This window comes from Nocardia sp. A7 (genome assembly GCF_046549215.1).
Classification (GTDB): Bacteria; Actinomycetota; Actinomycetes; order Mycobacteriales; family Mycobacteriaceae; genus Nocardia.
Window position 1 is genome coordinate 457442 of sequence record NZ_JAJPWE010000005.1, and the last position, 25992, is coordinate 483433.

Annotated in this window: 19 protein-coding genes; 5 read left to right on the plus strand and 14 right to left on the minus strand. The window is 65.5% G+C overall.

All coding sequences use genetic code 11. The features are described 5' to 3' along the window. Positions 1 to 8 precede the first annotated feature (8 nt). The 11 genes from ACLJPD_RS27670 to ACLJPD_RS27720 all read right to left on the minus strand — a co-directional run bounded on the left by ACLJPD_RS27670 (position 9) and on the right by ACLJPD_RS27720 (position 16358). A complete protein-coding gene (locus tag ACLJPD_RS27670) occupies positions 9 to 947 on the minus strand; it encodes a hypothetical protein (protein ID WP_410876080.1) in 939 nt (312 codons plus the stop codon). Further along, on the minus strand, positions 944 to 1888 hold the full coding sequence (locus tag ACLJPD_RS27675) for a hypothetical protein (protein ID WP_410876081.1): 945 nt from the start codon (positions 1886 to 1888) through the stop codon (positions 944 to 946). The genes ACLJPD_RS27670 and ACLJPD_RS27675 overlap by 4 nt, the downstream gene beginning before the upstream one ends. After that, positions 1869 to 4370, minus strand: a complete 2502-nt coding sequence (locus tag ACLJPD_RS27680) for a hypothetical protein (protein ID WP_410876082.1) — start codon at positions 4368 to 4370, stop codon at positions 1869 to 1871. Before ACLJPD_RS27680 ends, ACLJPD_RS27675 begins: the two co-directional genes overlap by 20 nt. Beyond that, positions 4367 to 5455: a hypothetical protein gene (locus ACLJPD_RS27685; protein ID WP_410876083.1), complete on the minus strand. Its 1089-nt coding sequence runs from the start codon at positions 5453 to 5455 to the stop codon at positions 4367 to 4369. Before ACLJPD_RS27685 ends, ACLJPD_RS27680 begins: the two co-directional genes overlap by 4 nt. Next, positions 5452 to 7236 (minus strand): hypothetical protein, encoded by a 1785-nt coding sequence (locus tag ACLJPD_RS27690; protein WP_410876084.1) that lies wholly within the window; start codon positions 7234 to 7236, stop codon positions 5452 to 5454. Before ACLJPD_RS27690 ends, ACLJPD_RS27685 begins: the two co-directional genes overlap by 4 nt. Further along, positions 7233 to 9761, minus strand: a complete 2529-nt coding sequence (locus ACLJPD_RS27695; RefSeq protein WP_410876085.1) for an AAA family ATPase — start codon at positions 9759 to 9761, stop codon at positions 7233 to 7235. Before ACLJPD_RS27695 ends, ACLJPD_RS27690 begins: the two co-directional genes overlap by 4 nt. Beyond that, positions 9754 to 11133 (minus strand): hypothetical protein, encoded by a 1380-nt coding sequence (locus tag ACLJPD_RS27700; RefSeq protein ID WP_410876086.1) that lies wholly within the window; start codon positions 11131 to 11133, stop codon positions 9754 to 9756. The genes ACLJPD_RS27695 and ACLJPD_RS27700 overlap by 8 nt, the downstream gene beginning before the upstream one ends. Continuing rightward, the gene (locus ACLJPD_RS27705; protein ID WP_410876087.1) at positions 11130 to 11813 is read right to left on the minus strand and encodes a 4Fe-4S single cluster domain-containing protein; all 684 of its coding nucleotides are present in this window, start codon (positions 11811 to 11813) and stop codon (positions 11130 to 11132) included. Before ACLJPD_RS27705 ends, ACLJPD_RS27700 begins: the two co-directional genes overlap by 4 nt. A gap of 386 nt (positions 11814 to 12199) precedes the next feature. Further along, on the minus strand, positions 12200 to 12583 hold the full coding sequence (locus tag ACLJPD_RS27710) for a DUF732 domain-containing protein (RefSeq protein ID WP_410876088.1): 384 nt from the start codon (positions 12581 to 12583) through the stop codon (positions 12200 to 12202). A 270-nt stretch (positions 12584 to 12853) separates the two neighbouring features. Beyond that, positions 12854 to 14494 carry a CocE/NonD family hydrolase gene (locus tag ACLJPD_RS27715; protein ID WP_410876089.1) on the minus strand — a complete coding sequence of 547 codons (1641 nt, stop codon included), beginning with the start codon at positions 14492 to 14494 and terminating at the stop codon, positions 12854 to 12856. Between the two features lie 205 nt (positions 14495 to 14699). Then, positions 14700 to 16358: an MFS transporter gene (locus ACLJPD_RS27720; RefSeq protein WP_410876090.1), complete on the minus strand. Its 1659-nt coding sequence runs from the start codon at positions 16356 to 16358 to the stop codon at positions 14700 to 14702. A gap of 26 nt (positions 16359 to 16384) precedes the next feature. Between ACLJPD_RS27720 and ACLJPD_RS27725 the strand changes: the two genes are divergently transcribed. The 3 genes from ACLJPD_RS27725 to ACLJPD_RS27735 all read left to right on the plus strand — a co-directional run bounded on the left by ACLJPD_RS27725 (position 16385) and on the right by ACLJPD_RS27735 (position 20550). Next, entirely contained in the window at positions 16385 to 17065 is a 681-nt protein-coding gene (locus ACLJPD_RS27725) for a winged helix-turn-helix transcriptional regulator (protein WP_410876091.1), read from the plus strand. A gap of 84 nt (positions 17066 to 17149) precedes the next feature. Continuing rightward, positions 17150 to 18391 carry a PucR family transcriptional regulator gene (locus ACLJPD_RS27730; RefSeq protein WP_410876092.1) on the plus strand — a complete coding sequence of 414 codons (1242 nt, stop codon included), beginning with the start codon at positions 17150 to 17152 and terminating at the stop codon, positions 18389 to 18391. A gap of 134 nt (positions 18392 to 18525) precedes the next feature. Next, a complete protein-coding gene (locus tag ACLJPD_RS27735; RefSeq protein ID WP_410876093.1) occupies positions 18526 to 20550 on the plus strand; it encodes a fatty acid desaturase in 2025 nt (674 codons plus the stop codon). A gap of 33 nt (positions 20551 to 20583) precedes the next feature. On the opposite strand, the gene ACLJPD_RS27740 is transcribed toward ACLJPD_RS27735, so the two are convergent. Continuing rightward, complete coding sequence (locus tag ACLJPD_RS27740) at positions 20584 to 21501, minus strand: oxygenase MpaB family protein (protein WP_410876094.1); 918 nt, start codon at positions 21499 to 21501, stop codon at positions 20584 to 20586. Further along, the gene (locus ACLJPD_RS27745) at positions 21498 to 23426 is read right to left on the minus strand and encodes a hypothetical protein (protein ID WP_410876095.1); all 1929 of its coding nucleotides are present in this window, start codon (positions 23424 to 23426) and stop codon (positions 21498 to 21500) included. The genes ACLJPD_RS27740 and ACLJPD_RS27745 overlap by 4 nt, the downstream gene beginning before the upstream one ends. 249 nt (positions 23427 to 23675) lie before the next feature. Here ACLJPD_RS27745 and ACLJPD_RS27750 point away from each other — a divergent pair, with 249 nt between their 5' ends. Then, positions 23676 to 24290, plus strand: coding sequence for a TetR/AcrR family transcriptional regulator (locus ACLJPD_RS27750; protein ID WP_410876096.1), 615 nt, complete (start codon positions 23676 to 23678; stop codon positions 24288 to 24290). A 102-nt stretch (positions 24291 to 24392) separates the two neighbouring features. Further along, entirely contained in the window at positions 24393 to 24722 is a 330-nt protein-coding gene (locus ACLJPD_RS27755) for a rhodanese-like domain-containing protein (RefSeq protein ID WP_410876097.1), read from the plus strand. A gap of 30 nt (positions 24723 to 24752) precedes the next feature. Here the strand turns inward: ACLJPD_RS27755 and ACLJPD_RS27760 are convergent, their stop codons facing one another. Then, on the minus strand, positions 24753 to 25694 hold the full coding sequence (locus ACLJPD_RS27760) for an RNA polymerase sigma factor SigF (RefSeq protein WP_410876098.1): 942 nt from the start codon (positions 25692 to 25694) through the stop codon (positions 24753 to 24755). Between the last annotated feature and the right edge of the window lie 298 nt (positions 25695 to 25992).

Consider the following 25992-nt stretch of genomic DNA (forward strand, 5'->3'; position numbering starts at 1 on the left):
TCGCCATGTCAATCCTGGCCGCCCCAGGTCAACACCTGGTGGTCGCGAGTGCGGAGTTCGTCGTAGCGACGCAGCGCCGTGCCGAGGCCACTGTCGACGCGGCGCAGCAGGTCGCCGGCTTCGGTGACGAGTGCTTCGACTCGCCCAAGGGCCGACGTATCGGCGACACCGCCGAGCTGGTCGAGCAGTTGCTTGCTGATTTCGGCGTGGATGGACAGTTCGGCGACCCGTTCGGCGTGGTCATCGCGCAGGGTCTGGGCTTCGGCACGCGCCTGTGCGCATCGGTTCGCCGTTGCGGCGTTACCGATCTCGACTGCCTGGATCTGGGCCAACAGCTCAGTCAGGTGCGAGGACAATCGTGCCTGCTGGTCCTGAGCGAGGGTGAGCACACGCGTGCTCGTACTCGCCATATCCCGCTCGAGCTCGTCGGTCGCGACGATCAGGTCAGCTTCCTTACCGAGCAGGGCTTGCTGCTGCTCGCGCAGCGCCGGTAGTTCACCGGCAAGCGCGCGCAAGCGGTTGAACTCGGCGATCCGGTCTTTGATCTGTTCGTACTCAACGCCGGCAGCCATCAATTCGGCCTCGGTTTCGGCTACGCGTGCGAAATCAGCACGAGCCGTGGCGAGTTCGGCGGTGCGGGCCCTGAGCGCATCGGTGCGTCGGGCTAGTACCTCGGCCACCTCGGCGCCACTCGTGGCAGCGGAGGCGAGGGCTGGTAGGCGATCGGTCAGGTCACATACCCGGTCGAGGGCGTCATCAAGGGCTATCAGTAGGTCAAGGGTTGACTGGTCGGCGCTGTCGCGGTGGTCTGTTCGATGCGCCAGCGCGTCGGCGACGGTTGCCACCGACCAGTCGATCGCCTGCCCTAGTGCGCGAACCCCTGGGAACGGAATTGTGTTGTCGGCCAGCGTATCCCCGATGGCAGTGCGCGCTTGCTCATCGTTCATGCGGCGATCCCCCGTTCCGGCTCGATGGGTATATCGGTGATGTCGCCAGAGTCCGCCGTGACCTGCAGGCGACCCCACTCGGTACGACTCGGGTCAACCGAGAGCCAGTAGCGGCCTGCGGGGAACTGCCGAGCAGCCGACGCGTCCACGGCCAGCCAGCCGCCGTCACCATCCACTCGAATCCGCATTATCTGTGCAATCCGTTGCGGCACCTGACACTCGATGACCAGTTGCGTAGCTGGCACGACCGGGACTGATTCGATGGCTTGGGTGAGGAAACCATCGCGGATGCGATGGGTGAGCACGCCGACTGTATGCGGATACTTGGTGACCACGCGCACGACGCCGGTGGCAATCCGGGTTCTCCCGGTTTCGACGTCAGTCGCTTCGATCACTCGCGCCTGTTCAAGCCGTCCGCCGACAGCGATATGGGCCGAATCCACAACGGGACCGAGTGCGCTGATGCCGGTGAGGGCGAGGTCGAGGCGCATCGAGGGGCTCGCGCGGGCAACAAGCGCGGCAATGACATCGGCGACGACCTCGGCCAAGGGACGCAATGCGGCCAGGACAGTCGCCGCGTCGATGGGCCCGCCGTGCGCACCCGATAGATACACCGGAGTCGCCAGATACTGACGGTGCGTCAGCGCTCGTGCGAGAAGCAGATCGGCGCGCCCGGCGCGGTGTGCGCGCTCGGTGTTGAGCGCGGCGACGCGATCGGGAGTCGGCGTGGACCCGTTCGCGCTGAGCATGCGTGCGCTCGGTTCGGCATCGCCGATCTGAGCGGATTGGGTATCGAGTACGCGGAGGGCACCGTGCGACCTGAGCACGACCGCCGCAACGACCACACGTTGGCCGACCTGGCACACGAGCGTGTGCCCGTTCTCGACAGTCGTCGCCGCTACCGCAGCTAGGAGTTCGCGCTCACTGTTCGGTGAAGTCATCGCGCTCCCCCCGGTGCTTCTTGTCGGCCTTACTCCGACCAAGAATGCCGTTGACGTTCCCGCTGAGCTTTCCCCACCGGGAATCGTTGCTGTTCAGCGCTTCCGTCATCCGTTTCGACAGCTCGGTCTGCGCTTTCACATAGTGAGCGAGCGTGCGAAGGTTGTGCTCGCTCGGCTGACCGAATTCGCCATCAACCCAGGCCGCGATCAGGAAAGCTCCCGGTTCGCTCGGCCGCGCGGACTGCCGATCGACGAGTTCGGCGGTGACGAGGTTGGCCAACTCGAACCAGCCGAGCACATTGGGTCCCTGCCACGAGATGCTACGCAACACCGCGACAAGGTCTTTCGGAGGAACGCCGGCGTTGCTGGCCTGCGCAATGGCAACGGCGACGTCGGATACTGACGCCTTCGGCCCGAGCGAGCGAATTCGTTGAATGGCGATCCCCGGTAACACGTTGCCGGCAGCACTCAGCTCGCGCTGCCATCCACCTAGCGGGAGCAAACTGAACAACTGGCCGTTGGTCGCTAGATTCTCGACCTCGATGGCCCGAGCCACCGCCGATTTCGCGCTCGCGTCGGTCTGGCTCAGATGGCTCAGCTCCCACAGCCCGGCAAGGGTCGATTGCGCGTTGCGGGCTGACCAGCGCGGGCACAGTCGTGCCGTGATAGCGACGATCACCCGCGCCCGCTCCAGCGACGTCATCGGAGTCGTCACCACCAGGTCGATCAACCGCGCCCGGTAGGCGTCGCCGGGCTCGCTGAAACCCTGTTTCGGCCTGGCTTGCTTGCGGTAGAGGATGAAGTCGATCCTCGCCTGTCGGTCCGGATCGGCGACCACGATGTCACTGAGTTGCCCGAGCAGTGCCGACGGAACCTCTTCCATGTCGTGATACAGCAACGTCGACAAAACGCGGTCGAGCAACTCCTCGACAATCGCTGGGTCTTGAATAATGCTGCGAGCAAGCAGTTCTCGGACCAGATCGGGATCGATCTGCCACAGGTCCTCAATAGCAGGACCAGGTGGTGTCACGCCGGCACCGGCATCCAGCGACGCTCTCAACTTCGACCACGGCGATTCGATACCGGCTACGGCGTTGACATGTGCCACCCACTGACCACCCTGACCGCGTGTGAGAAATGCCGGTCGGGCGGCGACGCGCGCGAAACCGGGGATCGTGGCAACGAGCGGGGCCAGCGCGGTCGTCCAATACTGCTGCTCGATCAGCGCCACCACCGCCTGGCCGAGCTCAGCCGGATCGAAGAGTCGCTGGTTGATGTTGTGCGCGCGGTGCAGCGCGTCACCGAACATGTGCGCCAGGTCGACCGAGCGAGTGACCACGGCGAGTTCGCTTATCGATTGGGCGGTTGGCTTCTCCTCGAGCAACCGCAAGAGCGCGTCAGCGAACCCGTCCTGGTCGCGGTAGAGGTACGCACCGATGAGTTCGCGATCCAGTGCGAGATCCTCGGTATGCGCGACCTCGAGGTAGCCCGTCACGACGCTGGTCAGCTCGTCGTCGGAGAGATCACCGAAGCGGTCCTGCCGGCCGAGCCTGCGAACTTCCGTGACATCGACGTGCCCGCGCTCGGCTTTCGCGGCGACGATGCTCGCCAGGTCGAGGTCGGCAAGGGCCATCGTCACCTTGGCCGGATCACGCTCGCGCATCGCGGACTGTCGTCGCAGGTGGTCTCGCACGGTTGGTTCCGAGTGCTTGGCACGCAACGTGTCGGACAGGTCCCGATATGACTGCGCCGCGTGCGAAAGTGGCGTCGGCCGATGATTCTCCAGATCGATCACGGTGTCGCCGCCACGCCCGCGTTGCGCGAAAATGAGCAGTGGCAGGCGGTTAACCGCTACGTCGGCCCAAGAACTCACCGAAATCCAGCGGCGCGCGCCGCTGGGGAGCAGTTGCGCGATCGCGTCGAAGACTGCGAGTCGGTCGATCAGCTCGGTGGGGCCGTTGATCAGCGTTACCGGTGTCTCTATCAGCGCGGCAGCCGCATCCGACATTGCCCGCGCGGTCCCCCAGTTGCCGATGACCGGTGCCGTGCCGGTGAGCTCGAGGGCGGCTGGCTCACTCGCGCTGGGATCGACCGGATCGATCGGGAGCTCGAGCCGTTGCACGGCGGCGTACAGGTCAGCGAAGCCGCAGCCGCTATCGATGAACTCATCGAGGTCGACGCAGACGAACCGATTGCTGGCGATCGGACGGTTGGTGCCGTCGATCCGATCGGTCCATTCACGAATCACAATGGACAGATAGCGCTTGTCTCGAATCAGTGGCTGGACGAACCAGACCCACGGCAACGCCGACGGCCCGCGCTCATGCACCACCGGCGGGTTGCCCGGACTGCGCGCGAGCACGAGTTCGCGAATGACCGCGTCCGAGCACAGTTCGCGGCTCATGGCGCGCACCGAATAGTCGCTCTTGGTGCCAGCGGGCTTGCTGACGATCGCCCACCCGACCTGGACGGAGATACTCATGCGGTTCCGCGCAGGTTCTGATGCATCCACACAAGCGGCTCGAGCACATTGATCGGCTGGACCCTGCCTCTGATCCGCATCTCACCGGTGTCAGCGCGAACTGTGTTGGCGAAGTCGCCGAGCACGAACCTTCCCGTAGGCGCGTAGAAACCAATGGACGAGGTGACGAAGAACTCGATGCGGCTCTCGTAGAAGTATTGTGTGAGGCCTCGATAGACCAGGTCCGAGTAGGTGAAGTTGTCTTGGCACAGCCGCATGAAGAAGTCCTTGGCGCGCCCATTGTCGACGGTCGGGAAATACGGCCGCTCAACACCACTCACCGTGTATCCGCGATTACGCGCGACCCGAAATACCTCCTCGTCGTCAAATTTGGTGACGCACACGGCAACCCGGTGTGGCAGCCGCGGCCCCGCGTTGTCGTACTGCATCATTCGAGCAGTCAGCTTCTCCATGATCGGATGGAAGTAGTCAAACGCGTCACCGTCGGTGGCATCACGGACCGGATCGAAGAGGAAGACGATGCCCTGGCAGTCTTGCAAGTGATCGAGCAATTGGTCTTCACTGGTCGACGCTGATTGCGCACCGCGGAAAGCATCGTCACCGCCGCTTGGCCGCGGCTCATCGTCGTCCATGCTCAGCTCAGCCGTTATAGGGCGGCTGTCCTCGCGCGTTCGGGCCGTCGCCTCCGTCCCGTAGCTGACCCCCGGAACGTCGAGGACGTCCAGATCGAAGGCATCGCGTGCGATAATCGGTTCCTCGGGCGGGGCCTGTCTGCCCAAAAACCGCCGATTCATCTTTTCCGGAATCACGGTGCGTTCCCCGATGAACTGAAAGAGAAAGTTTTGTCCGAGAATGGTCGAGGGCGGGAATTCACCCTTCTTGGTCAGCATTTCGGTCGAGTCACGCAGAAACTCACTCGACGCTTCATCAGTGCCGGACATCTTCCAGTTCCCGGCTAAGTTCGTCTGCAGCGCAGCAAGTTTCAGCGCAGCGAGGTACGTGGTCTTGCCGCTGCCGGGCGGGCCCCAGAGCCCGATCCGGACCTGAGCCGGCGGTTGCGGCGTTGCCTGCCCTGGACCTGTCATTCGCTGAACTCCTGCTTGATCGAGTCGAAGATCGGAAACTGTAGGACCGCAGTGTCTTTCGCCGGCTTTGGAAGCCGAAGGTGATCGGTGAGCCAGGTCGGCGTCACCTTGCCGAGTTCGCGACTCTCGCCAGGCAAACTCAGCGCCCGCCACACTGTCGCCATCTGTCGACCGCGCCGCGAGATCGGGTTCAGCCCCGGTGGGGTGTCCCACACAGCGAGTACCTCGATCCCGTTGTCGCGCAATCGACCGAGCGAGTCTTGCCAGCGCAGCCGGTTCGGACATGCGCTGTCGTCGCCATAGGGTGCGCGGCGGCCCACGATCAACAGACGCCGTGGCACCGCAGGTGTTCGCCACGACAGGGTCGTCGCCAATTCGAGGGCGTCTTCGAGCGGGGCGAGGTAATCCGCGCCGCGCACCTGGCTTGCCGCCAGGTCTGCGATTGTCTCCATTCGCGTTGTCGTCGAGTCGAATTCGTGGACGCGAACGATGCCGCGCGGTTGCGGTCCGTGATGATCGTGGTAGCCGATGACCGCCACCCGAAGCCCGCGTTGATGGGAGTGCCGGTCGGCAATTTCGGCGAGCCAGTCCGCGAGCAACTGCCTACGCTGTGCGACCTCGTCGTCGTTGCCACACAATTCGACGGCAAAAGCAACGTCGACCGCGCCCGATGGCGGGCGGTAGCGTTCGGGAATCGTTCGGATCGACGTCGCCAGGTTCGCGGCGGCCTCGGTGTCGAGGATCAGCGAGCCCGGCCCGCGCACCACTACGTCGCCGGGCCCGTTGAGAATGAACTCCAGTGTCGCGGTCTGTGTTTCGGGCACCGACCAACGCAAGACGCGCACCGCGTCGAAACCCAGGTGCGCGGCAGCAGCCTGGGGGGCGGTGATCGCGACCAACACGTCAGCGGCCCCGGCGGGGAGCTCGATTGTCACCGTGGTCGGCGGCGTTTCGATGGCCTGGGCACCAGCGGGAAATAGCGGCACGCAGTGCGGTCGTGTCCATCCCTCGCTATCGATCGTGACCGCAAGCAGGTGATAGCCGTTGAGCAACGGCGTGTGGGCCGCGATGGCGCGAATGAGCTGCCCGCTGTCGCGCGAGCCGCTGACGTGGTGAACCTCGGGCCAGCGAGCGGCGAGCCGGTCCGGTAGGTGCCAGCCCGAAAGTCGTTGCAGAACAACCGTTCTTCCCGACAATGCAGTGGTTGACAGCTCTCGATCGGCTTGCGCCAGATTGATCTGGCAGGTGCGCGCGAGCAACCCGACGCCCCCGGCGAGCTGGAACAGCGCCTCTTCCGAGACCGACGACAACCCAGACACCAGGTCTGTCCACGCGACAGCGCGCGGTGTGCTGACCCGCCGCACCACACCGACCGCATCGGCGGCGAGCTCGAGCACCTCAATGCCCGAGCTGTCGATATCGATGACGGTGAGGGTTCGCTCGCCTGCCCCGACAAGCCACCCGAGCGTGGACGTCAATGCCGCGACGTCGGATTTGTTCGGGCGCCGATGTATGGGAGTGAGCTCGTCCTCGGTCGCGGGCGCACCGCGGACGAGACCGAGAAGCATTCCGCGTCGCTGTGGCTGGATCACCGCGGCCGCACGAGCGGCGGCGACGAGATCCACGCGACGGCACGCTTGCGTGAGTTCGGCGGCAAAGGCCTGCTCGCGATCCGGGGTGATCGCGCCAAGCCACGGCCCGGCCGTGAGGACCCAGCCGCAGGCCGGGCATTCCGGGGCGATTGACGCGGTCAGGCAGACCGGGCACGCGCATGGTGTCATCGCAGGTCCCGCATGGCCGGCACGTCCTCAGCGATGATCCGCACCGCGCCATCGCTGTTCGCGGCGAGGCGGGTGGCGCAGCGCAGTTCGACCTGTTCGAACAGGTTGCGGACCGTGCGCGCGTTGCCGAAGTGCCTGCCCTGCCGCGAACGCAGCCCGTCCAGAGTGTGTCCGGCGGCGGCGAGGACGCCTTCGGCGAGGTCGTAGCCTTCGGCCTCGGCAACACCCGCGAAAATCTGCTCCAGCTCGGCTCTTTCGTAGTCGTCGAAGACAAGTGTTCTGGAGAATCGGGAGGTCAGTCCCGCGTTCTCCCTGACCCACTCGGCCATCTCGTCCGGATAGCCCGCGGCGATCACCACCAGGCGACCGCGATGGGTGTCCATCATCGCCACCAACTCGTTGACCGCGTCCCTGGCAAAACTGTTCTCGCCGGTAGCCTTGAGCCCGTATGCCTCATCGATGAAAAGGACACCATCAAGCGCTTGTTCGATCTTGGCCCTGGTCGCCTGCGCGGTTTGGCCGACATAGCCGGCGATCAGGTCGGCCGAGGTTGTGCTGACGACGTGGCCTTTCACCAGCAAGCCAAGGGCGACGAACACTCGGCCCATCAGCCGCGCGACCGTGGTCTTGCCGGTCCCGGGCGCGCCGGTGAACAGCATGTGCGGTGCGACCGGCGGTTTGCGGCCGCCACGTTGCCGCAGCTTGAGCACCTCGACCAGGCCCGTGATGGTGGCTTTGAGGTCAGCGAGGCCGATCATCGGCGTAAGTTCGGCGAGCACCTCTTCCACCGGCGCTGTCGTGCCGAGGAAGCTGCGTAGGTTCGCTGGAATGTCGTCGGTGGTTGCCGGGGGAATGGCAGTCGCGTCGGTGAGTTCGACGCGTTCGGCCCAGCGCCGCTTGATCGCCTGCGCGAGATTGCGCATGTCACGGCCGTTGCCGAAGTCCACGCCGCGGGTGCGATGCATATTCCCGACGAGCACGCCCAAGTTCTGCCGCAGCTCGTCGGTGATGGGTAGTCGTTCCTTGGCGAGGCACCCGAGCAGGATCGAAAGTAGTTCCGCCGGTGCGAAATCGGGGAAGACGATGCGATTGTCGTGCGGGAACCGGCTGGCGAGCCCGGGGTTGGTGTCGATGAGTTCGTTGATCGGCGCCTCGTAGCCGGCGATGATGACAGCGAGGTCGTCGCGGTGATTCTCCATCTCCGCGACTAGCCGGTTGATGGCTTCCTGGCCGTGCCCGTTCATCAACTGGTAGGCCTCGTCGATGAACAAGACGCCACCGAGTGCGCGCTGTACGAGTGCACCGGTGCGTGCTGCGGTCTCGCTGACATATTGCGAGACAAGGTCTTCCACGGTCGCCGCGATGAGGTGACCTGAACTCAGCAAGCCCATATCCCGATACAGCTCGCCAATCATATTGGCGACCACTGTTTTACCGGTGCCCGGTGAACCGCTCAGCGCCAGGTGCAGCGACATCGGCTCGCCCTCGGTGCGGTCCTCGCCCCACAGAACTCGATCAGCGCGCACCGCTTTGCTGTGCCCGCGCAGGAAGTCCTTGATCGTGGACATGCCGACCATGTCATCGAGACGCTGCCAGATATCGCGGCTGTCGGGCGGCGCGGACGCGGTGAGGCCGAGCGCCTCGATGCTCAGTGCGATGCGTTGTTCGGCGAGCACGAGCAACTGTTCGCGCCAGGAGCGCAGCGCGAATCGCTGCTGGGCCATGGTCCTGATCGTGTGGTCAAGGGTGGTCCAGTCGGCGACGCGCAGGCCGCTGGTCAACCGCAGGTGGTGCACGAGCCGACCGATCTCACGTTCGTCGGCGTAGCCGACCACCGCTGTCCGGGTCGGGGCCAGGTCTGCGAGCCCGGTGGCGAACTCGGGATAGCCGTAGCTCGCGATCGCCTCGACCGCATCCGCGAATTCAGCACGGGCGAAGAGCAATACACACAGGTTGCGGGGCGCGACCTGGCCCGAAACCCAACGCAACAGCATCTGCGACGCGGACCGTCGTGACGACCCTGGAATCTCAGCCAGCCAGGTTTCGGCACCCGGAATGACAAGCGCGGTACGTACGTCCCGCTTGGTCATCAACCCGTCGAGCATTGTGAGCTGATGCGCGTCATTGGCCCGCGGCGCCGACCGCGACAACGGATTGTGCTCCGTCCGTGGCCGGTCCAGCAGCATCGTGCCCATCGGACCGGCGAAACCGGTGCGTGCTCTCGATTTCGACACCCGTTCAGGAGGTGGCTCGCCCCTGGTGAGCGCGCGCGACCGCGCGTCATGGAAGTAGACGGCCCGACGATAGTCGGTGAATACCACGCGTTGAAATCCATTGTCGCGCAGCACCTCCCAGATCGCTTGGGCGGATTCGCGTAAACACAGGTCGGCACCGACAAACACATCGGTGGCCCCTGGTCCATGCACGATCCAGAACACCTCGCCGACCCGAGGTACCCGCGCGCCACGGAATCGTTCGGGGAAGGCGAGCTCGGAGGCCCCCGGAGCTGTCGTCTTCTCAGCCAAGCGACTTGGTCCCCGGCGTCTTGACAAGCTTGGCGACATCGCGTCGCGTTCGGTCTGGAACGGCTGCCACAGTCGTCGAACGCAAGTCGATGCCAGTGCGGTCGTGCACGCTGTCATGGATCGAGGTGATGCGTGCTTGTCGTTCCTCCTCGGCGGCCTCGCCGTCGAAGCTGTGGATCTCGATTACTGGTGCGCGCGCGATCTCGACATTGGGGATGATCTCGATGATCACCTCGCCCCCGGTGACCTGGTTGACGGTGCGGGCGAGGAAGGCACGGCGCTGATCCGCCTCGACGTACCCGGTGTCCTCGGCCCCGAGCACCTGGTATTGATGTTCGTCGTCGAGGGCCTCGGCGATCAACTCAGCCAGATTCGCACGCAACTGCGAAGCGCGCACCGCGACGACCGCCGCTTCGACGGTGTCGTCGAGTCGACGATCAAGGGCCGGAATCACGCTTTCCACCAGCGCTTCCAACGCCTCGGTCGACATCGGCTCGGCGTCGTCGCGGACCTTGGCGAGCAACTGGGCGACCTCGGTGTCGAGTTGGGCAAGCATGCCGTTCGACCAGTGGTCGACATCGAGCGCCTTGGTTGTGTCCACGCCGAACGTGGCGGCCGAATCGATGGTCGCGTTCCCGCAGATCAGCTCGCGCAATTGCACAAGACCACCTTCAGCGGCCAATCGACACGCTCGCCACTGCGCGTCCAGAATCGCTAGCTCCGAACGCAATTCGCTCAATTGCCGGGTGAGCGCGCGCGCCGGGCCGAGCAGAAAACCAGCCGCGATGCCGCCGTTGAGCGTGCCGATCAGATCGGCTCGCTCGGCGTCGAGGCCAGCCAATCGACCGGGACAAAGGCGCTCGTGCGGGTAGGCCGCGGCCTGGGCGCGCAGTATTCGAGCGTCTGCGAGGTAGGTCGCGGTCAGTTCCGCCGCGCGGGCACTATCGGTCTGCAAATCAGCGACTTCGGCATCGACCGCGGCGAACCGCGCCTGCCGTTCGGTGCGTTCGTCGGCGAGCGCGCGCTCGAATACCTCGCGCTGCGCACGCAACCCCGCGGCGTTCTCGGCGCGCACTGTCGCGCCCTGGTCGCGCAGTCGCGTCATGATCTCGTGCGTACTCGCACGCAACCGCTGATCCGACCGTTGTTCGCTTTCGCGCACGTCCTGGCTCAGATCCGCGACGGCGCTCTCGAAACCGGCTTGCCGCCGCGACATCTCGTCCACCGCGCGCTGCGCGCTCTGCTCCGTCTGCTCTCGAATTCGGTTGAGCAGCCCGGGCAGGTCCCGATTGACCTGGGCGAGATCGCCCGCTTGGGCACGCAGCCGGTTCCATTCGGCCTCATCGACATAGATCTGCTTGCGGCCACTCATCCCAGTACCTCACTGACGATCTTGGGCCCATCTGATTCGAGGGCCGACGGTGTGCGCGACGATTCGCGCGTGTGTCGAGCGCGGGCGGCGTCGAGGGCGGTGAGCAGCCCTGGTGGCGGTACCCCGACCAGGGTCACCGAGCGCGCGTCGACGTGCAGTTCAGCCGTTCTCGGACGGTCCGCGAAGTCGTACTCGCTGCCGCGCAGCCGGTCGGTAAGGTGGTTGATCGTCTGGTTGTCGCTGCCCCGCAGACCACGTCCGTTATCGCGAGCGGCCACGTACGGTCCGTCGATCAGGACGTCGATCACCGCCAGTAGGTCCGCAACCTCGGCCGTTGGCGGGTTGTCACGCAGGCGCGCGAGAGTGAATCCGGTGAAGCAGATGACGTCGAGGTCACGCACCGCACGCACGCGTCGCACGAGTTCGGCCAGAACCGCGGCTTGGAGCATGGGTTCCCCGCCGCTGAGGGTCAGCCCACCGATCTCCGGCATGGCCAGGACCTGGACAGCGAGCGCCTCCGGCGTAACAATCCGATTGGTTTCGAGCGGAATCCAGTCGGGTGCGACGCAACCACGACAGTTGAGCGGACATCCTTGTACCCAGACCACGGCGCGGCGACCTGGACCGAGGGAATCCGTCGCGATAGCCGTTGCCGCCAGATTCACCGCCGCTGTCACCATCTACCTTCTCGCACAGTCACTTATCGCCGCACACCGCCCATACAGTAGGGAAGCCTACGGCCCGTATTCGCTGTGCGCTGTATGCCATTCGACCGACATCGCCTGTGCCAGAACAGACTCAGCCGCCGGAACCAGGTGATTCGCGCGAGGCGGGGCGGTCATGGCGTTGAGGCTCGCGGACGGTTACGGCTGCTGCCGCTTGCTGGTCGACGGCGATGGTTCGGCCGAGGGTCAGTGCGATGTCCTTGCCGTGCACGATGGTGTCGAACAGAATCGCTCGACCCGAGCAGTCTCGCGCGGCTGAACGTCACGGGTTGCGGACCACTTTGGGCCGTCTCAGCTTGATGCAGGCTGATGGTGGGCGTTTCACGGCATAGATGTGGCGGTCACGAGACGAAGTCCGGGCACAGATTCGTGGTCGCGGCGCTGAGGAACAGCGGGCCCTGATCGAACTGGTATCTCTGCTCGAGCGCGGAAGTCTCATCCAGAACGGATTCGCCGCCACGCAGGTGTTCACACGTCGCATGGCCCGCGGCGACCATCTCCTTCGCCGACTTCCCCGGCAGGGTCGCGTCGTTGATCTTGATCTCCTCGAGGAACGACGCCTCGTCGGTGCTGATCTCGGCTGCTTCGGCGGCGCCGGTCTTGGTGACGGCGGTGCTGCGCGGCTGGGTTGTCGGGTCGCAGCCCGCGACTGCGGCACCGACAACCGCAAGAGCCAGACTGACCGCTACCACGTTGGCACGCAACTGAATTCGCTCTACGAACATCGTGTTGTCCCTGATCTCGAGCAGAGGAACCGATCCTCGATCGATCCTCTCCGACACCGTTTCCGGTGTGCCATCAACGATCCCGCAGCAGCCGAATGCCCGGAACCCACCCCAGGGCTGAAGCAACCCAACCTGTGGTACCTGGCCGATCGCCCACCCGGGGGTGCTCTGTGGATCGGCGTGGATGTGGTGTAGTCATGGCCATAATGCTTCGGGGCGACTGATTGCCGGAGACCGCGCTGTCCCGGGGGCAATCAGTCGCCGGTGGTATCAGTCAACTATCGGGATATCGATACCCGCGGCACCGTGGAAGGCGGAAAGTGTCACCACGGTGCCAGGTTCGGTTTCGCCGGCGTACAAGGGGTCCTCGGTGGCGAGGATGACGGCAAGCCGGTGGTCGACCGGGACCCGATAGTCCGTGGCCTGCAAGCGCAGGTCGACCGCGGTGGGATGTTCCGGTACGGCGTTGCTCACAGTGGTCGCGGCATGGGTGATGATCTTCAGGTTGCCGGTGACCACGTCCAGGTCGAAGAGGTAGGCGACGACGGTGGCGACCTTGGTGGTGGGAGTCACCGTCAAACGAATTCGCGGGATGCCCGCGATGTGGTGCGGCGACGGGAGCGGGGCGCTCGTCCACACCGCTCCGACGGATCGGTCGACCTCGGCGAGCTTGTGACGCACGGGCATGAGCAGCCGCTCACGGAAGCCATCCATCACCAGTTGATTCACGGCACGGACCTTCGGGTCACCGGAACGGATACTCCGACTGAACTCCGATGGCGGGTCGAGAACCAGCGCACCATCGCCGGATCCGCTCGCAGGTGCGGCGAGATAGTAGGTGCGGATCGGGTTGGACGACCAGCTTTCCACCCCGACGAAGGAGGAGACAGTGAAGCTGTGCATGGTCTCGGTGTGCACGACACCGTCGGCATCGATGCCGTTGTCGACACCGTTGAGATAGTGGTCGAGCCAGTCGTATGCGGCCTCGGTGGTGCGGGTGTACACACCGAGCAGCAAGCCCGGGATCTCCACTGCCCCATGATCTCCGATTGCCAGATCCAGGCGCTTGGGGCCGGGGAACTCGGCGAAATAGCTCAGCAGCTGGTTCTGGGGAAATATGGTCTCGTGCCAGTAGCTGGTGAAGAAGGTCGGCACGGGTCGGCGCTCATCCGGGATGTGGGCGGGTGAGCGCCGTCGCGCGTACTCCAGCACACCTTCGATGTCGGTGTTCGTCCGGAAGTCCTCGAGTACCTTCACCAGTTCGGCGCTGGGGTTCGTGCTGATCGCCCCCAGCGCTTCAGCGGCGAGGATGTGGCGGGTTCGGTTGTCGTACAACGCTTCGCCGAGATCAGCCCATGTACTCAGCGCGACAACCGCTTTCACGCGCGGATCGGCCTGGGCGACCAGCTGGCCGATACCTGAGCCGTAGGAGATGCCCGCCATACCGATACGCTCCGGATCTGCCTCCATTTCCGGGTGATCGAGCGCCCAATCGATCACCAGCGAGCCGTCTGCGACGTCTTCGGGACCGGCCACGGTCAGCGCACCACCGGAACCGGGCAAGCCGCGCTCGGTATAGGCGACGACGGCGTAGCCGCGCATGAGCAGCCTGATCAGTGCCCCGGAGTACATTTTCCAGCCCGCCGGGTCCAAGCCGGCGGGAAGCACGACAAGCGCATGTGGGCCACCGCTGGTCGGCCAGGCGGCCAACGCGTCGAGCAGATCGCCGTCGTAGCCGGGAATCTGAACCTGCGCGAACCGACACCGCCCGCGAACGGCGGCGATGTCATCGACCAAGTAATCGGGGACACCGGCCGCGTTCCCGGTGAGCAGATCGGAAACGACGGCCGACGCGGCGGCTTCCTGATCGGGGGCGAGCAGACGCAAGCGGTCCGGGCGAGCTTCTGGCATGGCGATCTCCTGTCGAATGGATGTATTTCACGGCAGCAGAACAGTTTCGCGACAAGCAAGGGAGCCACTGCGGGATCAGATCCGAGCCACCCCCGCTCACCAGTTATGCTACATCGACATCAATCATCTGTGTCCTGTTGCGACAGTTGATATCCGGATATTGCCGCTCTGCGCTAGTTGACTGATCATGTTCTGTCCCAACGCTTCACAGCGCCGAGCGGCCCAGCCCGTTGCCGGTTGCTGGCGCCACCGAAGATGCCGCACCTGGTTGCGAACTGGTATGACCAGCAGGACGAACCTTCTCACTACCCTTCGGCTTCGCGGGAAGGAAAAGGAAGACGATGATCGCGCCGACCGCGGTGACACCCGCCGCGACGTAGGAGCCGGCCGCGAGACCATCGAGGAATGCGTTGTTGGCCGCCTGCGAGACCGCCTGCGCGGTCTGCACATCACCGGCCGTGGCGAACTGATGGGCAGCGGTTGCCGCCGCGCCGACCGACTGCTCGACCACCGACCTCAGCTCTGCGGGCAACTGTTGTGCCGCAGGGGAATCGGTCAGTGTCGATGCGTAGAGCGAGGCGTAGACACTGCCGATCACCGCGACGCCCAATGTGCCACCGACTTCGCGGGTCGCGTCGTTCATCGCCGAGCCGATGCCCGCTTTGTTCAAGGGGACTGCGCCCATGATGGCTTCGGTCGCGGGGGCGGCGGTCAAGCCCAATCCGAGTCCGAGCGGGATCATCTGTGCGGCGATTTCGAGGTAGCTGGTCGACTCGCTCAGTGTCGAGATCCAGAGGAACGCGGTGGTGAACAGGAGCAGTCCGGTCGCGACGACCAGCTTGTTGCCCAAGCGCACCGCCAGCATGGTGCCGAGTAGTGATCCCACCGCGATCGACGTCGCTACGGGGATGAACTTGAGGCCGGTCTCGAGCGGGCCATAGCCGCGCACCAATTGGAAATACTGCGTGATGAGGAAGATGAAGCCGAACAGGGCGAAGTAGGCGAACGTCACCGAGGCGCTGGCGGCGGTGAAACGCATGTTCTTGAACAGGGTGACGTCGATCATGGGTTCGGCGCGGCCGCGCTCCCAGAACACCAGCGTGACGAACAGTGCGAGCGAGATCGCGAAACCGCCGAGGGTCATGGCGCTGATCCACCCATGTTCGGGTGCCTCGATGACGGTGTAAACCAGGCTGCCGACCGCGAGTACGGACAGCGCCAACCCGCCGTAGTCGATGTTTGGTGTCTGCGGGTCGCGTGATGTGGTGACGACAGCGCTCGCCGCGATGATCGAGATCACCGCTGCGAGCGCGAGCGCGAGAAAGACGCTGCCCCACCAGAAGGATTCGAGCAACCATCCGCCGAGGATCGGGCCGCACGCCACGCCCACTCCGGTGGTGGCGCCCCAGATGCCGATGGCTTTCGCGCGGTCGGCGCGGTCGGTGAAGACGTTGGACAGGATCGACAGCGTGGTGGGGTAGACGAACGCGGCGCCGAGACCCATCACCGCCTGCCAGCCGATCAGTTGCGCGGAACTCTCCGCCAGCGAGGCGCCGATCGCGCCGCCGCCGAAGATTGCCAGACCGGTGAGCAGGGCGCCTTTGCGGCCGTAGCGGTCGCTGAGGCTGCCGAAAGCCAGGACGAACGTCGCGAACAGCAGGTTGTAGGCATCGACGATCCATTGCAGGTCACGGTTGTCGGCGTTCAGTTCCACAGCGAGGGACGGCAACGTCACGTTGATCGCCGTGGTGGCGAGGCTGATGGTCAACGTCGCCAGGCACAGGACAGCGAGGACCATCGTGCGCGATGTTCGGGGGCGGGTATCGAGAAGAGTCACGAGCTTTAGTATTTCAAGCAGTGACACTTGTTTGTCAAGTGTAGGCTGGGGAAATGAAATCGTACGGCGAGTTCTGCGCCCTTGCGCGAGCGTTGGACGTGGTCGGAGATCGATGGACCATGCTGGTGATTCGCGAGCTCTTGATCGCCCCGAGCAGGTATTCGGACCTGCAGAAATCGCTGCCCGGGATCGCGACGAATCTGTTGGCGCAACGCCTGCGAACCCTCGAGGAAGCCGGTGTGGTCACCTCGGCGGTGCAGCCTGCGCCGGTGTCGGCGCGGGTGTACGCGCTCACCGACTGGGGACGCGGGCTTCAGACCGTGCTGGTGGGGCTGGCGCGATGGGGCGTGCCGCTGCTGACGCCCGGCGTCGGCGGCGACCATAGTCGAGGCCGCTGGCTGGTGTTCGCTGTCATGGCCCTCTACCCGGATCGCACGGAGATGGCCGACGGTGCCGAATTCCCCACGCTGACAGCATCGATCATCGCCGACGGCGACAACCTGTTGCTCACCGCCGACGAGCACGGTGTGCGGACAGCACTGTCAGGCGCGACCGCACCGGCCGAGGTGACAATCGAGGGAACATCCGAAGAGGTGTTCCGAACCCTCTCCGGAGAGCAGACCGGCAAACCGAAGGCCCTTGTCAGCGGCAACGCTGATGCTTTGCGCCGATTCGCCGAACTGACCAGCCACGCCCACACCTACGGACTCGACCTCGCCGCCCTCGAACGATGAGGTGGACGCGTACTCATCTACTTTCGGCGCGACCGATCGTGAACGGTCGGCCGAAGCAATTCGGGCGACGCTAGTGTGGCGGATATGGAGGCGCTGGAGCCGGCCCGAGGTGCGGAGGCGGGAAAGGGTTTGGCCGCGTATCTGCTGGCGAATGTGTCCGGCCTGGCAGACGACATGCTGGGATACCTGGTCGAGCGGATACCCGAGGCCGGTGCGGATGCCGAGCTTCGCGGCCTGACATTGGGATCGTGCTCGTCGAATCTCGAAGCCGCACTGTCGATGGTTCGCCACGGTATCGACGTAGCGGCTGCCCAGGCGCCGGTAACGGCGCTCGAACACGCGCGAGCAATGGCATCACGGGGGCACAGCGTGGATGTCATGCTGCGGTTCTATCGGTTGGGACATGAGTACTTCACCGAAAAGCTCGCCGAATCGCTCACCGACTCGGTCGACGACCCCGCTGTCGCGTTGCGGACGTTTATTGATCTCGAGCGCTTCGGATTTCGATACATCGACCGCATCTCGAGCCTTGTGGCTGCCGAGTACATCGCTGAGCTGGACCGACGCCAGAACCAGGCCCGGGCCGAGCGCGCCGATGTCGTGCGGGCTCTGCTCGCCGGGGAACGTGTCGACACCACTCGGGCCGAACGAGTGCTCGCCCACCGGCTCACCGGTCGGCAGATCGGCTTCGTGTGCTGGGTCGATGACCGCGGCGTCGACCTCGAGGGATGCGCCAGGCAGGTCGGCAGGTTCCTTGGGGCGGGTCACTCCCTCGTCGTGGCGGACGGTCCACTCGCCGTGTGGGGATGGGCATCGATCACCGGAGAGGTACGAACTTCGCTCACGGGCCTGGCGACGGAGTTTCCCGGCGAAAATAGAAGCGTTCACATCGCAGTGGGCTCGCCCCATCCAGGAGCTGCCGGATTCCGTACCTCGCACTTGGAGGCTCTGCGCACTCGCCGGGTCATCGAACTGTCCGGTCGCGTGGCGCCATCGATTACTCAGTTCAGCGATGTCGCGCTGGTGGATGCCATCTCCCGCGACCTGGATGCGGCGCGAGCCTTCGTCGCCGCCCAGCTCGGCGCGCTCGCACGGGACGACGCGAAAGAGCGCGGCGAGCGCGGCGCGCTCCTGGCTGTGCTCGACGCGCAAGGGAGCTTGGCGACCGCGGCACGCACCTTGGGCATCCACCGGAACACGGTCCTGCAACGGGTGCGTCGCGCCGAACAGCGCAGGGGCAGGCCCGCAACTGTCGAGATCGCCGAACTGCACGCCGCCCTCCGTGTCTGCGACGTGCTGGGGGCCTCGGTTTTGCGCGAGCAATAGCCGCACTGACGGAAGTCCGAGCTTGCCAGGATGTGCTGTCAGCACACTGGAGAGGGCTGTGAGGTCCTTGTTGACCGATACCGGCCGTTTCTACGCTCTGAGGATCTCATCCCGAAGTGCGAAGAAGGAGTCCGATGGCGACTACGACTCGACACCCTCAACCCCCAGCCGCCGCCTCGCAACACCCCGTGCCTGATCCCGGCGAACAGGTTCCCACGCTGTCCTGGCCGGTACTCGGCATCTTCACAGGTGCGCTTGCGGTCTTCAGCGCCTCGACCTGGGCCGCGCTCACCGGGGCTCTGCCTGCGATCGCCACCATCGTCGCGAGCTCGGCAACGATCTTCGTCCTGTTCACCGTGCTGCACGACGCGTCGCATTACTCGATCAGCTCCCATCGCTGGGTCAACGTCGCTTTCGGACGCGTGGCGATGTTCTTCGTCTCGCCGCTGATCTCGTTCAAGTCGTTCGCGTTCATCCATATCGAGCACCACCGCAATACCAATGACGGTGAGCACGATCCCGATCACTGGGTCAGCTCCGCACCCTCGTGGCAGCTGCCCATCCGCTTCCCCGCGATGGACCTGCCGTATATCGGTTTCTTGATCCGTAACGTGCGTCGGCGCCCACGCGCCGAGGTGCTGGAAACGGCGGCGTTGATGACCTTCTCTCTGACCGTGATCGTGTTCGCCGCCTTCACCGGAAATCTGTGGACGCTCGCGGTGATCTACCTGATTCCCGCGCGGGTGGCGATGTTCGTACTCGCTTGGTGGTTCGACTGGCTACCCCACCACGACCTGGCAGACACCCAACGCGAGAACCGCTATCGCGCGACCCGCAACCGCGTCGGCTCGGAGTGGATCCTGACTCCCCTGCTCTTGTCACAGAACTACCACCTGGTCCACCACTTGCACCCCTCCATCCCCTTCTACCGCTATGTCGCGGCCTGGCAACGCAACGAGGAAGCGTATCTGGAACGCGACTCGGCGATCAGCACCGTTTTCGGGCAGCAGCTCGATGCCACGCAGTACCGCGAGTGGAAGCGCCTCAACGGCAAACTTGCTGCGCTACTGCCGGTCCGAATGCCGCGCTCCTCCGCGGCACGCCATGCCAACACCTACCCGATCCCCGTCAAATGCGTCGAGCCGCTGACCCCGAGCAGCGTCAAAGTGACTTTTGACGTTCCCGATCATCTCGGCGACCAGTTCCGATTCCAGGCGGGACAACACCTCACCATTCGACACCGGATCGGTGGGCAGGAAGTGCGGCGAAACTATTCGATCTGCACCTCGGCCACATCAGGAGAACTGGCGATCGGAGTACGGCACATCGCCGGCGGGATGTTCTCGACCTTCGCGCTCGAAACACTGCGAGCAGGTGACGTACTGGAGCTGATGACGCCCACGGGTAGCTTCGGCGCACCCCTTGATCCACTCGCTCGGCGCGACTATGTCGCGGTAGCGGCAGGAAGCGGCATCACACCCATCCTGTCGATCATCCGCACCACGATGGAGATCGAGACCGAGAGCCGCTTCATTCTCTTCTACGGCAACAGAACCGCGGAGTCGACCATGTTCGCCACCGAACTCGATGAGCTCGAATCTCGATACGCAGACCGGTTACGCATATTCCACATCCGCTCAGACCAGGCGCACCACCCCGCCGCTCTTCGTGGCCGTATCGACCTGGCGATGGTTCAACAGCTGCTCGCCTGCGACCTCACCTCGATCGACCGGTGGTACCTGTGCGGCCCGAGCGATCTCGTCACAACAATGCGCGATGACCTCGCAGCTGAAGAAGTGTCGATCGAGCGGATACACCTCGAACTGTTCCGCGGCACAACCCGATCCACCGACGTCGCTGCCTTCCCCGAGTCCGAAGTGACTATTACGCTGTCCGGCGCTGTTCACACCGTGGAACTCGCCGCCGGTGAGACCGTCCTCGAATCCGCGCTGAGAAGCAGCATCGATGCGCCGTATGCCTGTCTCGGCGGTGCGTGTGGCACGTGCAAAGCCAGAATCACCACCGGAGCGGTATCGATGGAGCAAAATCTCGCACTCACCACGGCCGAGGTCGACGCCGGCTACATACTGACCTGTCAATCTCATCCCACCACCCCGACGGTCGCCGTCGACTACGACAGCCGAGCCGACGTCTGGTGAGGCCGTGTTCGCGCTGAAACAACTGCTCAGCGTTCAGGATTCGCCGTCCGATGGGGGGTGGGCGCGGTTGGGGGTGCCGCCACGTCGGTAGCCGACTTCGTCGGGTGTGCGCGGTCCGTAGCGCCGTTCGCCGAAGTCGACGGCGAGGGACCGGTGCGGGTCGACGCGTTGGTGGTCGACGCTCGCCGCGTAGGCGCGCAGCCCGGCGGCCACCAGTGAACGGGTCGCGAGGTCGGGTTCGGGCAGGCCGTGCACGCGACGAAGCGACTCGGGGCAGAACGTGGCGATAACCCGAGGCGCGGCGGACCGCAGGGGCCGGGGCAGGCAACGCCTACCGAAGGCGTCGATCAGGGCGCGGGCGATCGCGCGTCCGTCGTCCGAGGCCGCGTATTCGCGCTGCTCGTAGGTGAGCGCCCAGCGGGCGAGTTCGGCGCGCTCGTCGGGTAGGTCGACGAGGTGTTGGCGTACCGCCACCGCCCGCCAGAATCGCCAGTGCGCTTCCCGCTCGGCCTCGGAGAACAGCCGGACGCCGAGGTCGGAGGTGATGGCGTGCGGGTCCAGAGCCAGCGTGGCGAGGGTGTAGACGGAGTCCTGGTCGCGCAAGGGGAAGTGCGCGTGGATCTCGTTGAGCCGTTCGATCCAGGCCATGCCGACGGCGGAGTCGGGTCCGTGTTCGAGCAGGTTGCCGAAGAAGACGATCGTGTCGTCGTTGCGGCGCAGGGTGTCGCGGACGATGTCGCCTGTGCCGCGGCGGTACAGCGTGCGCGCCATCGTCGGCACCGCCACCTGCTTGAGGAAGGCGACGGTGAACAGCGCGTACACCAGCGCACTGTGGCCGTGCAGGACGGTCAGCGAGAGGCGGGCGATCTCGTCGGCGTCGCGGCTGGGGTCGAGCGCGGCGATGCGGCGGCGCACCTGCGCCCCGGAGATGCGGTTGTTCGCGCGGGTCACGGTCGGGGCTCCACGTCGAGCTGGAGGCGGCCGCCGAGGTCGAGGGTGAGCGTCGTCCGTCCCGCTCGGTCGGCGACGATCTCGCGCTCGATCGCTCCCGTCACGAGGTAGGGGCGTCCCGGCACCAACCGGTCGACGACAACGACGGTGCGTACCGGACCCGAGCCGGGCCGCAGGACGCACCGCAGCGCGGCGCCGTCGGAGACCGCTCGGGCCACCAGGACGTCGGGGTAGTCGGCGTCGGCGAGCCGGGGGCCGGTGCGCCAGGAGTCCGGCAGACCGTGCCCGATGAGATCACGTAACCCGGACGCGCGCCCGAAGCGGGCCATGAGCTCGTAGAGGTTGCCCTGGGTGGAGACGCCGGCGTAGCGCGCCGCCCCGCCCGCGCGGTGGGTGGTCTCGGTGTCGGCCAGGTGGGCGAGCACGCGGGCGGCGATCTCTTCGTCGCCGATCTCACGGGCAGCCATCGCCAGCAGGATCTGCCCGAACGCCTCACCGCCGAAGGCGTAGGAGCCGGAGTCACAGCGGTTGGCCAACGTCGCAGGGAGAACGAAGCGGCCGTCGCGCTCCTGCAGGACGGTCTCGCGCAGCAGCCGCCAGGATCGGTGCGCGAGCTCGGGGTACGCGGGGTGCAGCCAGTAGGTCGTTGGCAGCCACACGGCGTCGCCTGCCCACGGACTCCACGACAGGCCGAGGGTTTCGGAGCGGACACCGACGACACGGCCGTCGGGGCGATGGAACTCCGCGAGGTAGGCGGTGCGGACGCGCTCGTGCAGTCGGTCGTAGGCGGTGCCGCCGCGCAGTCGACGGTCCATCAGCAGGGTATTGACCGCGAAGGTGTTGCAGACGGGGTATATCCACCGTGGTTCGCAGGAGAACAGTGTGAACGCCGAGCGCTCCATGTTGGTCGCGATCGAGGTGGCCAGCGCGGGTAGGTCGTAGCGGTAGGCCTCGTCGTCGGACCAGCGGTAGGTGAGCCCGCCCGGCGCGGAGAAGCGGGCGTCGTCGAAGGTCTCGAAGAGGCCGACCGATACGCCCTGCCAGCCGGTGAGCATGACGTTGTCGCCGTTGTCGACCGGATCGCGGCGCAATGACAGCCTGCCCCACGCGTTCTCCAGCGCCCAGTAGCCCCAGACGCGCCGGTCGCCCATCTTCTCGATCGAGCGGGCGTGCGCCTCGGTGAGATAGCCGCCGAAGGCAGGGGCGCAGGTATGGCGGTAGGCCGCCAGCGCGTAGCCGAGCAGGCAGAGTTGATAGCGCAGCGCTGCCTCGCGGAACTGGTCGCGCCGGTCGAACCCGTCGAAGGAGGCCACCGGCTGCAGGGCGAGGTCGAGCGCGAACCGGAGCCGCTCGAGATCGTCGGGGGTCGCCTCACGCACCGGCGGCTCGACGCGCGAGGGCACCTGGGTGATGGTGGCAGGCCTGGCCAGAACGCCCGCGTTGAGGCGCGCAGCCCGCCGTCGGCGCCGGGTGTGGCGCACGGCGTGCGCGGTGAGGCAGAGTGCGGCCAGTGCAGGGCCGGCGACGGCGACTGCTCCCAGACCGGTGTCGGTGGGGTGGTGGCCCGTCGCGAAACCGAGAGCGAGGTCGAGCGCCCACACCGTGACAGGCGCGACGACCGCACCGATCATCCACCAGATCAACATGGCCGCGACGAGGGCCAGCACCGCGCCGAGCGCGTGCAGCGGATGCCCGCTCGCGAAGTGCTGGCCGCCTGGCAGCATCAAACCCGCGCCGAGGAGGCGGAGCCGGTCGTCGCCGGTGAGGGCCAGAACCGCGCCGAGCAGCCAGACGACACCGAGACCACCTCCGGCGCGGAGCATGGTCCGCAGGGTGACCGGTGGAAGCAGCGGCGCACCCTCATCGAGCGGGGTGAGCGCCACGGTCATCGTGCGCAACGGCTCGGCCCCGGTGGTCGCGCTCATCGGGTCACCACGTAGCGAGCGGGTGGAGCGAACATCGTCCCCCGGGCGAACGCGTTCCGACCGGACCCGTCGCCCCCTCGCAGCGCGCGTAGGAGCCGGTCGAGCGCGGCCATCACCGCGAGCGCGGCCACACAACAAACCATGACGAGCCTCCTTGGACTGTCGGACGGAAATCCGATTTCAGGAACCGGATCGTTTTGGTTCCTAATAACGTGACAGGTTCCGGGATGGCGTGTCAAGATGCTTTCCATGACCTCCGTCGCACGCCCCTACGGCGGCATGCCCAGCGGCGCGCGGCGCGAGCAGCGTCGGGCGCGGCTACTCGAGGCAGTGCTCGACGTCGTCGGCGAGGGCGGTCTCGACGTGTTGACGGTGGCGTCGGTGTGCGCCTCCGCCGGCGTCGGTAAGCGCTACTTCTACGAGAGCTTCGCCTCCCTCGACGACCTGGTCGCAGGCGCCCTGCAGCTGATCTTCGAGCAGGTCGGTCAGGCCGTCGAGGACTCCGGGCTGCAACCCGACGACCCTGCCGAACGGTTGCTCGAGGTAGCCGCCCGCAGCGCGCTCGCGGTCATGGACGACCCCCGGGTAGCCCGGTTCTATCTGGAGTCGGCCGGTAGCCCCGCGGGCATGGCCGTCCGCGAGGCCGCGGTCGGCATCCTGACCGAACAACTCCTGATCCGACTCATCGGCGCCAGCCCGCCGCGGGCGACCGCCCGACTGCTCGGGCACCTGCTCGTGGCCGGTACCTACCATGTGGTGGCGCTGTGGCTGGGCGGAAAGTCCGGGGTCGGGCGCGAGGAGCTGGTCGCGCTGCTCGTCGGTATCGGGGTCGACGCCGCGGAGCGGATGCGTCGAGAGGCCTGACCAACCTTCAGCTAAACTGAAGGTTATGGAGACTCTGCCACCGTGTCGCCTCAGGATCGCGCCGGGCGCCTTCCCTCTCGTACGAGCAGAGGAGTGCTGCGCGTGAGCTTCCGTCATTACCTACGCCGACCCCCAGCTATCAGCGCCGCGGAGGCGGTGCGCTTGGTCGCGGAGGGTGCGGTCATCGTGGACGTCCGCCGTGCCTTCGAGTGGAATCGAGTACACATCCCCGGTGCCGTACACATGCCGCTCGAGGTGCTCCCCGCGCGCTGCACGGAACTGCCCGAGGACCGTCTGCTCATCACCTTCTGCACCGGCGGCCTTCGCTCCGCGGGCGCGGCGAACCTCCTGGTCGAGAACGGCTTCGAAGCGGTCAACATGAGCCGTGGCCTGATCGACTGGCGCGCCGCCGGTGGGCCGCTCACCCCGTGAGAAGGGCGCGCCCACACCACATCGGCAGCTTCAGTCGCGTAATGCGCTCTCTCGCAATGTGTTCAGAGTTCTGGACAGGATGCGCGAGACCTGCATCTGAGAGACGCCGATCTGCTGGGCGATCTGCTGTTGGGATCGGAATTGGAAGAACCGCATGTGCAACACCTGGCGTTCCTGTGCGGGCAGTGCGGCGATCAACGGCCGGACCGCCAAGAAGTCCTCGACGTGGCGGTATTCGGGGTCCTCGGCGCCGAGGAAGTCGAGCAACGAAGGTGATGTGGAGTCGTTTTCATTGTTGGCAGGAGCGTCGATCGGCGCCGTCTGGTAGGCGTTGCGCGCGATCAACGCGTGCGTGACCTCGACCAGATCGATGCCGAGTTTCTCGGCGATTTCCCGCGCTTTGGGTGGGCGGCCCAGCTCGTGGGTCAAGGCGTCGGTCGCGGGGCCGAGTAGCTGCTGAATTTCCTTGATCCGCCTCGGTACCCGCACAGCCCAGGTGTGGTCGCGGAAGTGATGGCGAACCTCACCCATGATTGTCGGCACCGCGAAGGCCAGAAATTTCGCACCGCAGGCGGGGTCGAAGCGGTCGACTGCCTGGAGCAGTCCCAAGCGAGCGATCTGCAGGAGGTCGTCGAAGTTCTCCCCACGACCGGCGTACTTCTTGGCGATGTGGTGGGCCAACGGCAGGCACCGGCCGATGATGTTCTCGCGCAGTATCGGTCGGCGTGGATCTTGCGCTGCGAGCTGGGCCAACTGTTCGAACAACGGTTCGATGTTGTCGTAGCTGTCGCCGCCACGGCGTTGGCGCGAAGCTTGTGCGACAGGGGGTTTCGATGTGCTCGATTGAGTTCGACCTCCGCCGAAGGCCGAACGAACAACTCGTCGCCGCGACGGCAACCGCTCGGTTATCGACACGAGCTCGGCCGAAAGATCGCTGCCCAGTTGCTCGATAACGAGCGATCTGTTGCTCATGGTGACACCTTCGGGTCGGTCGCATGATCGCGTTCGACTGCCGGGGTCAAGGACAGCAAATATTCGAGTTACACGATTTTCGTGTACTTGACACAAGCCTACAGGCTCGGCGTGGGCGACGGTAGATTGAAGTCCCCGTCTGGGGGTATGCCGACACCAGGCGCTATGCTGCGGCTGAGCTCGATGTTCACCCGAGTCGACGCAGATCACCTTCCGCCCCTTCCGAAGACGTGCGCCTCGAACGCGCCCCGTTCCATGCGTTACTCAGAGAATCGCGGCAACCGATGTACGTAGCGGG

Coding starts and splice junctions, on each gene's coding strand:
- ACLJPD_RS27745 (WP_410876095.1), bottom strand. CDS start 23,426: ATGAGCGCGACCACCGGGGCCGAGCCGTTGCGCACGATGACCGTGGCG.
- ACLJPD_RS27725 (WP_410876091.1), top strand. CDS start 16,385: ATGAAATCGTACGGCGAGTTCTGCGCCCTTGCGCGAGCGTTGGACGTG.
- ACLJPD_RS27685 (WP_410876083.1), bottom strand. CDS start 5,455: ATGACAGGTCCAGGGCAGGCAACGCCGCAACCGCCGGCTCAGGTCCGG.
- ACLJPD_RS27735 (WP_410876093.1), top strand. CDS start 18,526: ATGGCGACTACGACTCGACACCCTCAACCCCCAGCCGCCGCCTCGCAA.
- ACLJPD_RS27710 (WP_410876088.1), bottom strand. CDS start 12,583: ATGTTCGTAGAGCGAATTCAGTTGCGTGCCAACGTGGTAGCGGTCAGT.
- ACLJPD_RS27715 (WP_410876089.1), bottom strand. CDS start 14,494: ATGCCAGAAGCTCGCCCGGACCGCTTGCGTCTGCTCGCCCCCGATCAG.
- ACLJPD_RS27680 (WP_410876082.1), bottom strand. CDS start 4,370: ATGAGTATCTCCGTCCAGGTCGGGTGGGCGATCGTCAGCAAGCCCGCT.
- ACLJPD_RS27690 (WP_410876084.1), bottom strand. CDS start 7,236: ATGACACCATGCGCGTGCCCGGTCTGCCTGACCGCGTCAATCGCCCCG.
- ACLJPD_RS27760 (WP_410876098.1), bottom strand. CDS start 25,694: ATGAGCAACAGATCGCTCGTTATCGAGCAACTGGGCAGCGATCTTTCG.
- ACLJPD_RS27705 (WP_410876087.1), bottom strand. CDS start 11,813: ATGGTGACAGCGGCGGTGAATCTGGCGGCAACGGCTATCGCGACGGAT.
- ACLJPD_RS27750 (WP_410876096.1), top strand. CDS start 23,676: ATGACCTCCGTCGCACGCCCCTACGGCGGCATGCCCAGCGGCGCGCGG.
- ACLJPD_RS27730 (WP_410876092.1), top strand. CDS start 17,150: ATGGAGGCGCTGGAGCCGGCCCGAGGTGCGGAGGCGGGAAAGGGTTTG.
- ACLJPD_RS27700 (WP_410876086.1), bottom strand. CDS start 11,133: ATGAGTGGCCGCAAGCAGATCTATGTCGATGAGGCCGAATGGAACCGG.
- ACLJPD_RS27675 (WP_410876081.1), bottom strand. CDS start 1,888: ATGACTTCACCGAACAGTGAGCGCGAACTCCTAGCTGCGGTAGCGGCG.
- ACLJPD_RS27670 (WP_410876080.1), bottom strand. CDS start 947: ATGAACGATGAGCAAGCGCGCACTGCCATCGGGGATACGCTGGCCGAC.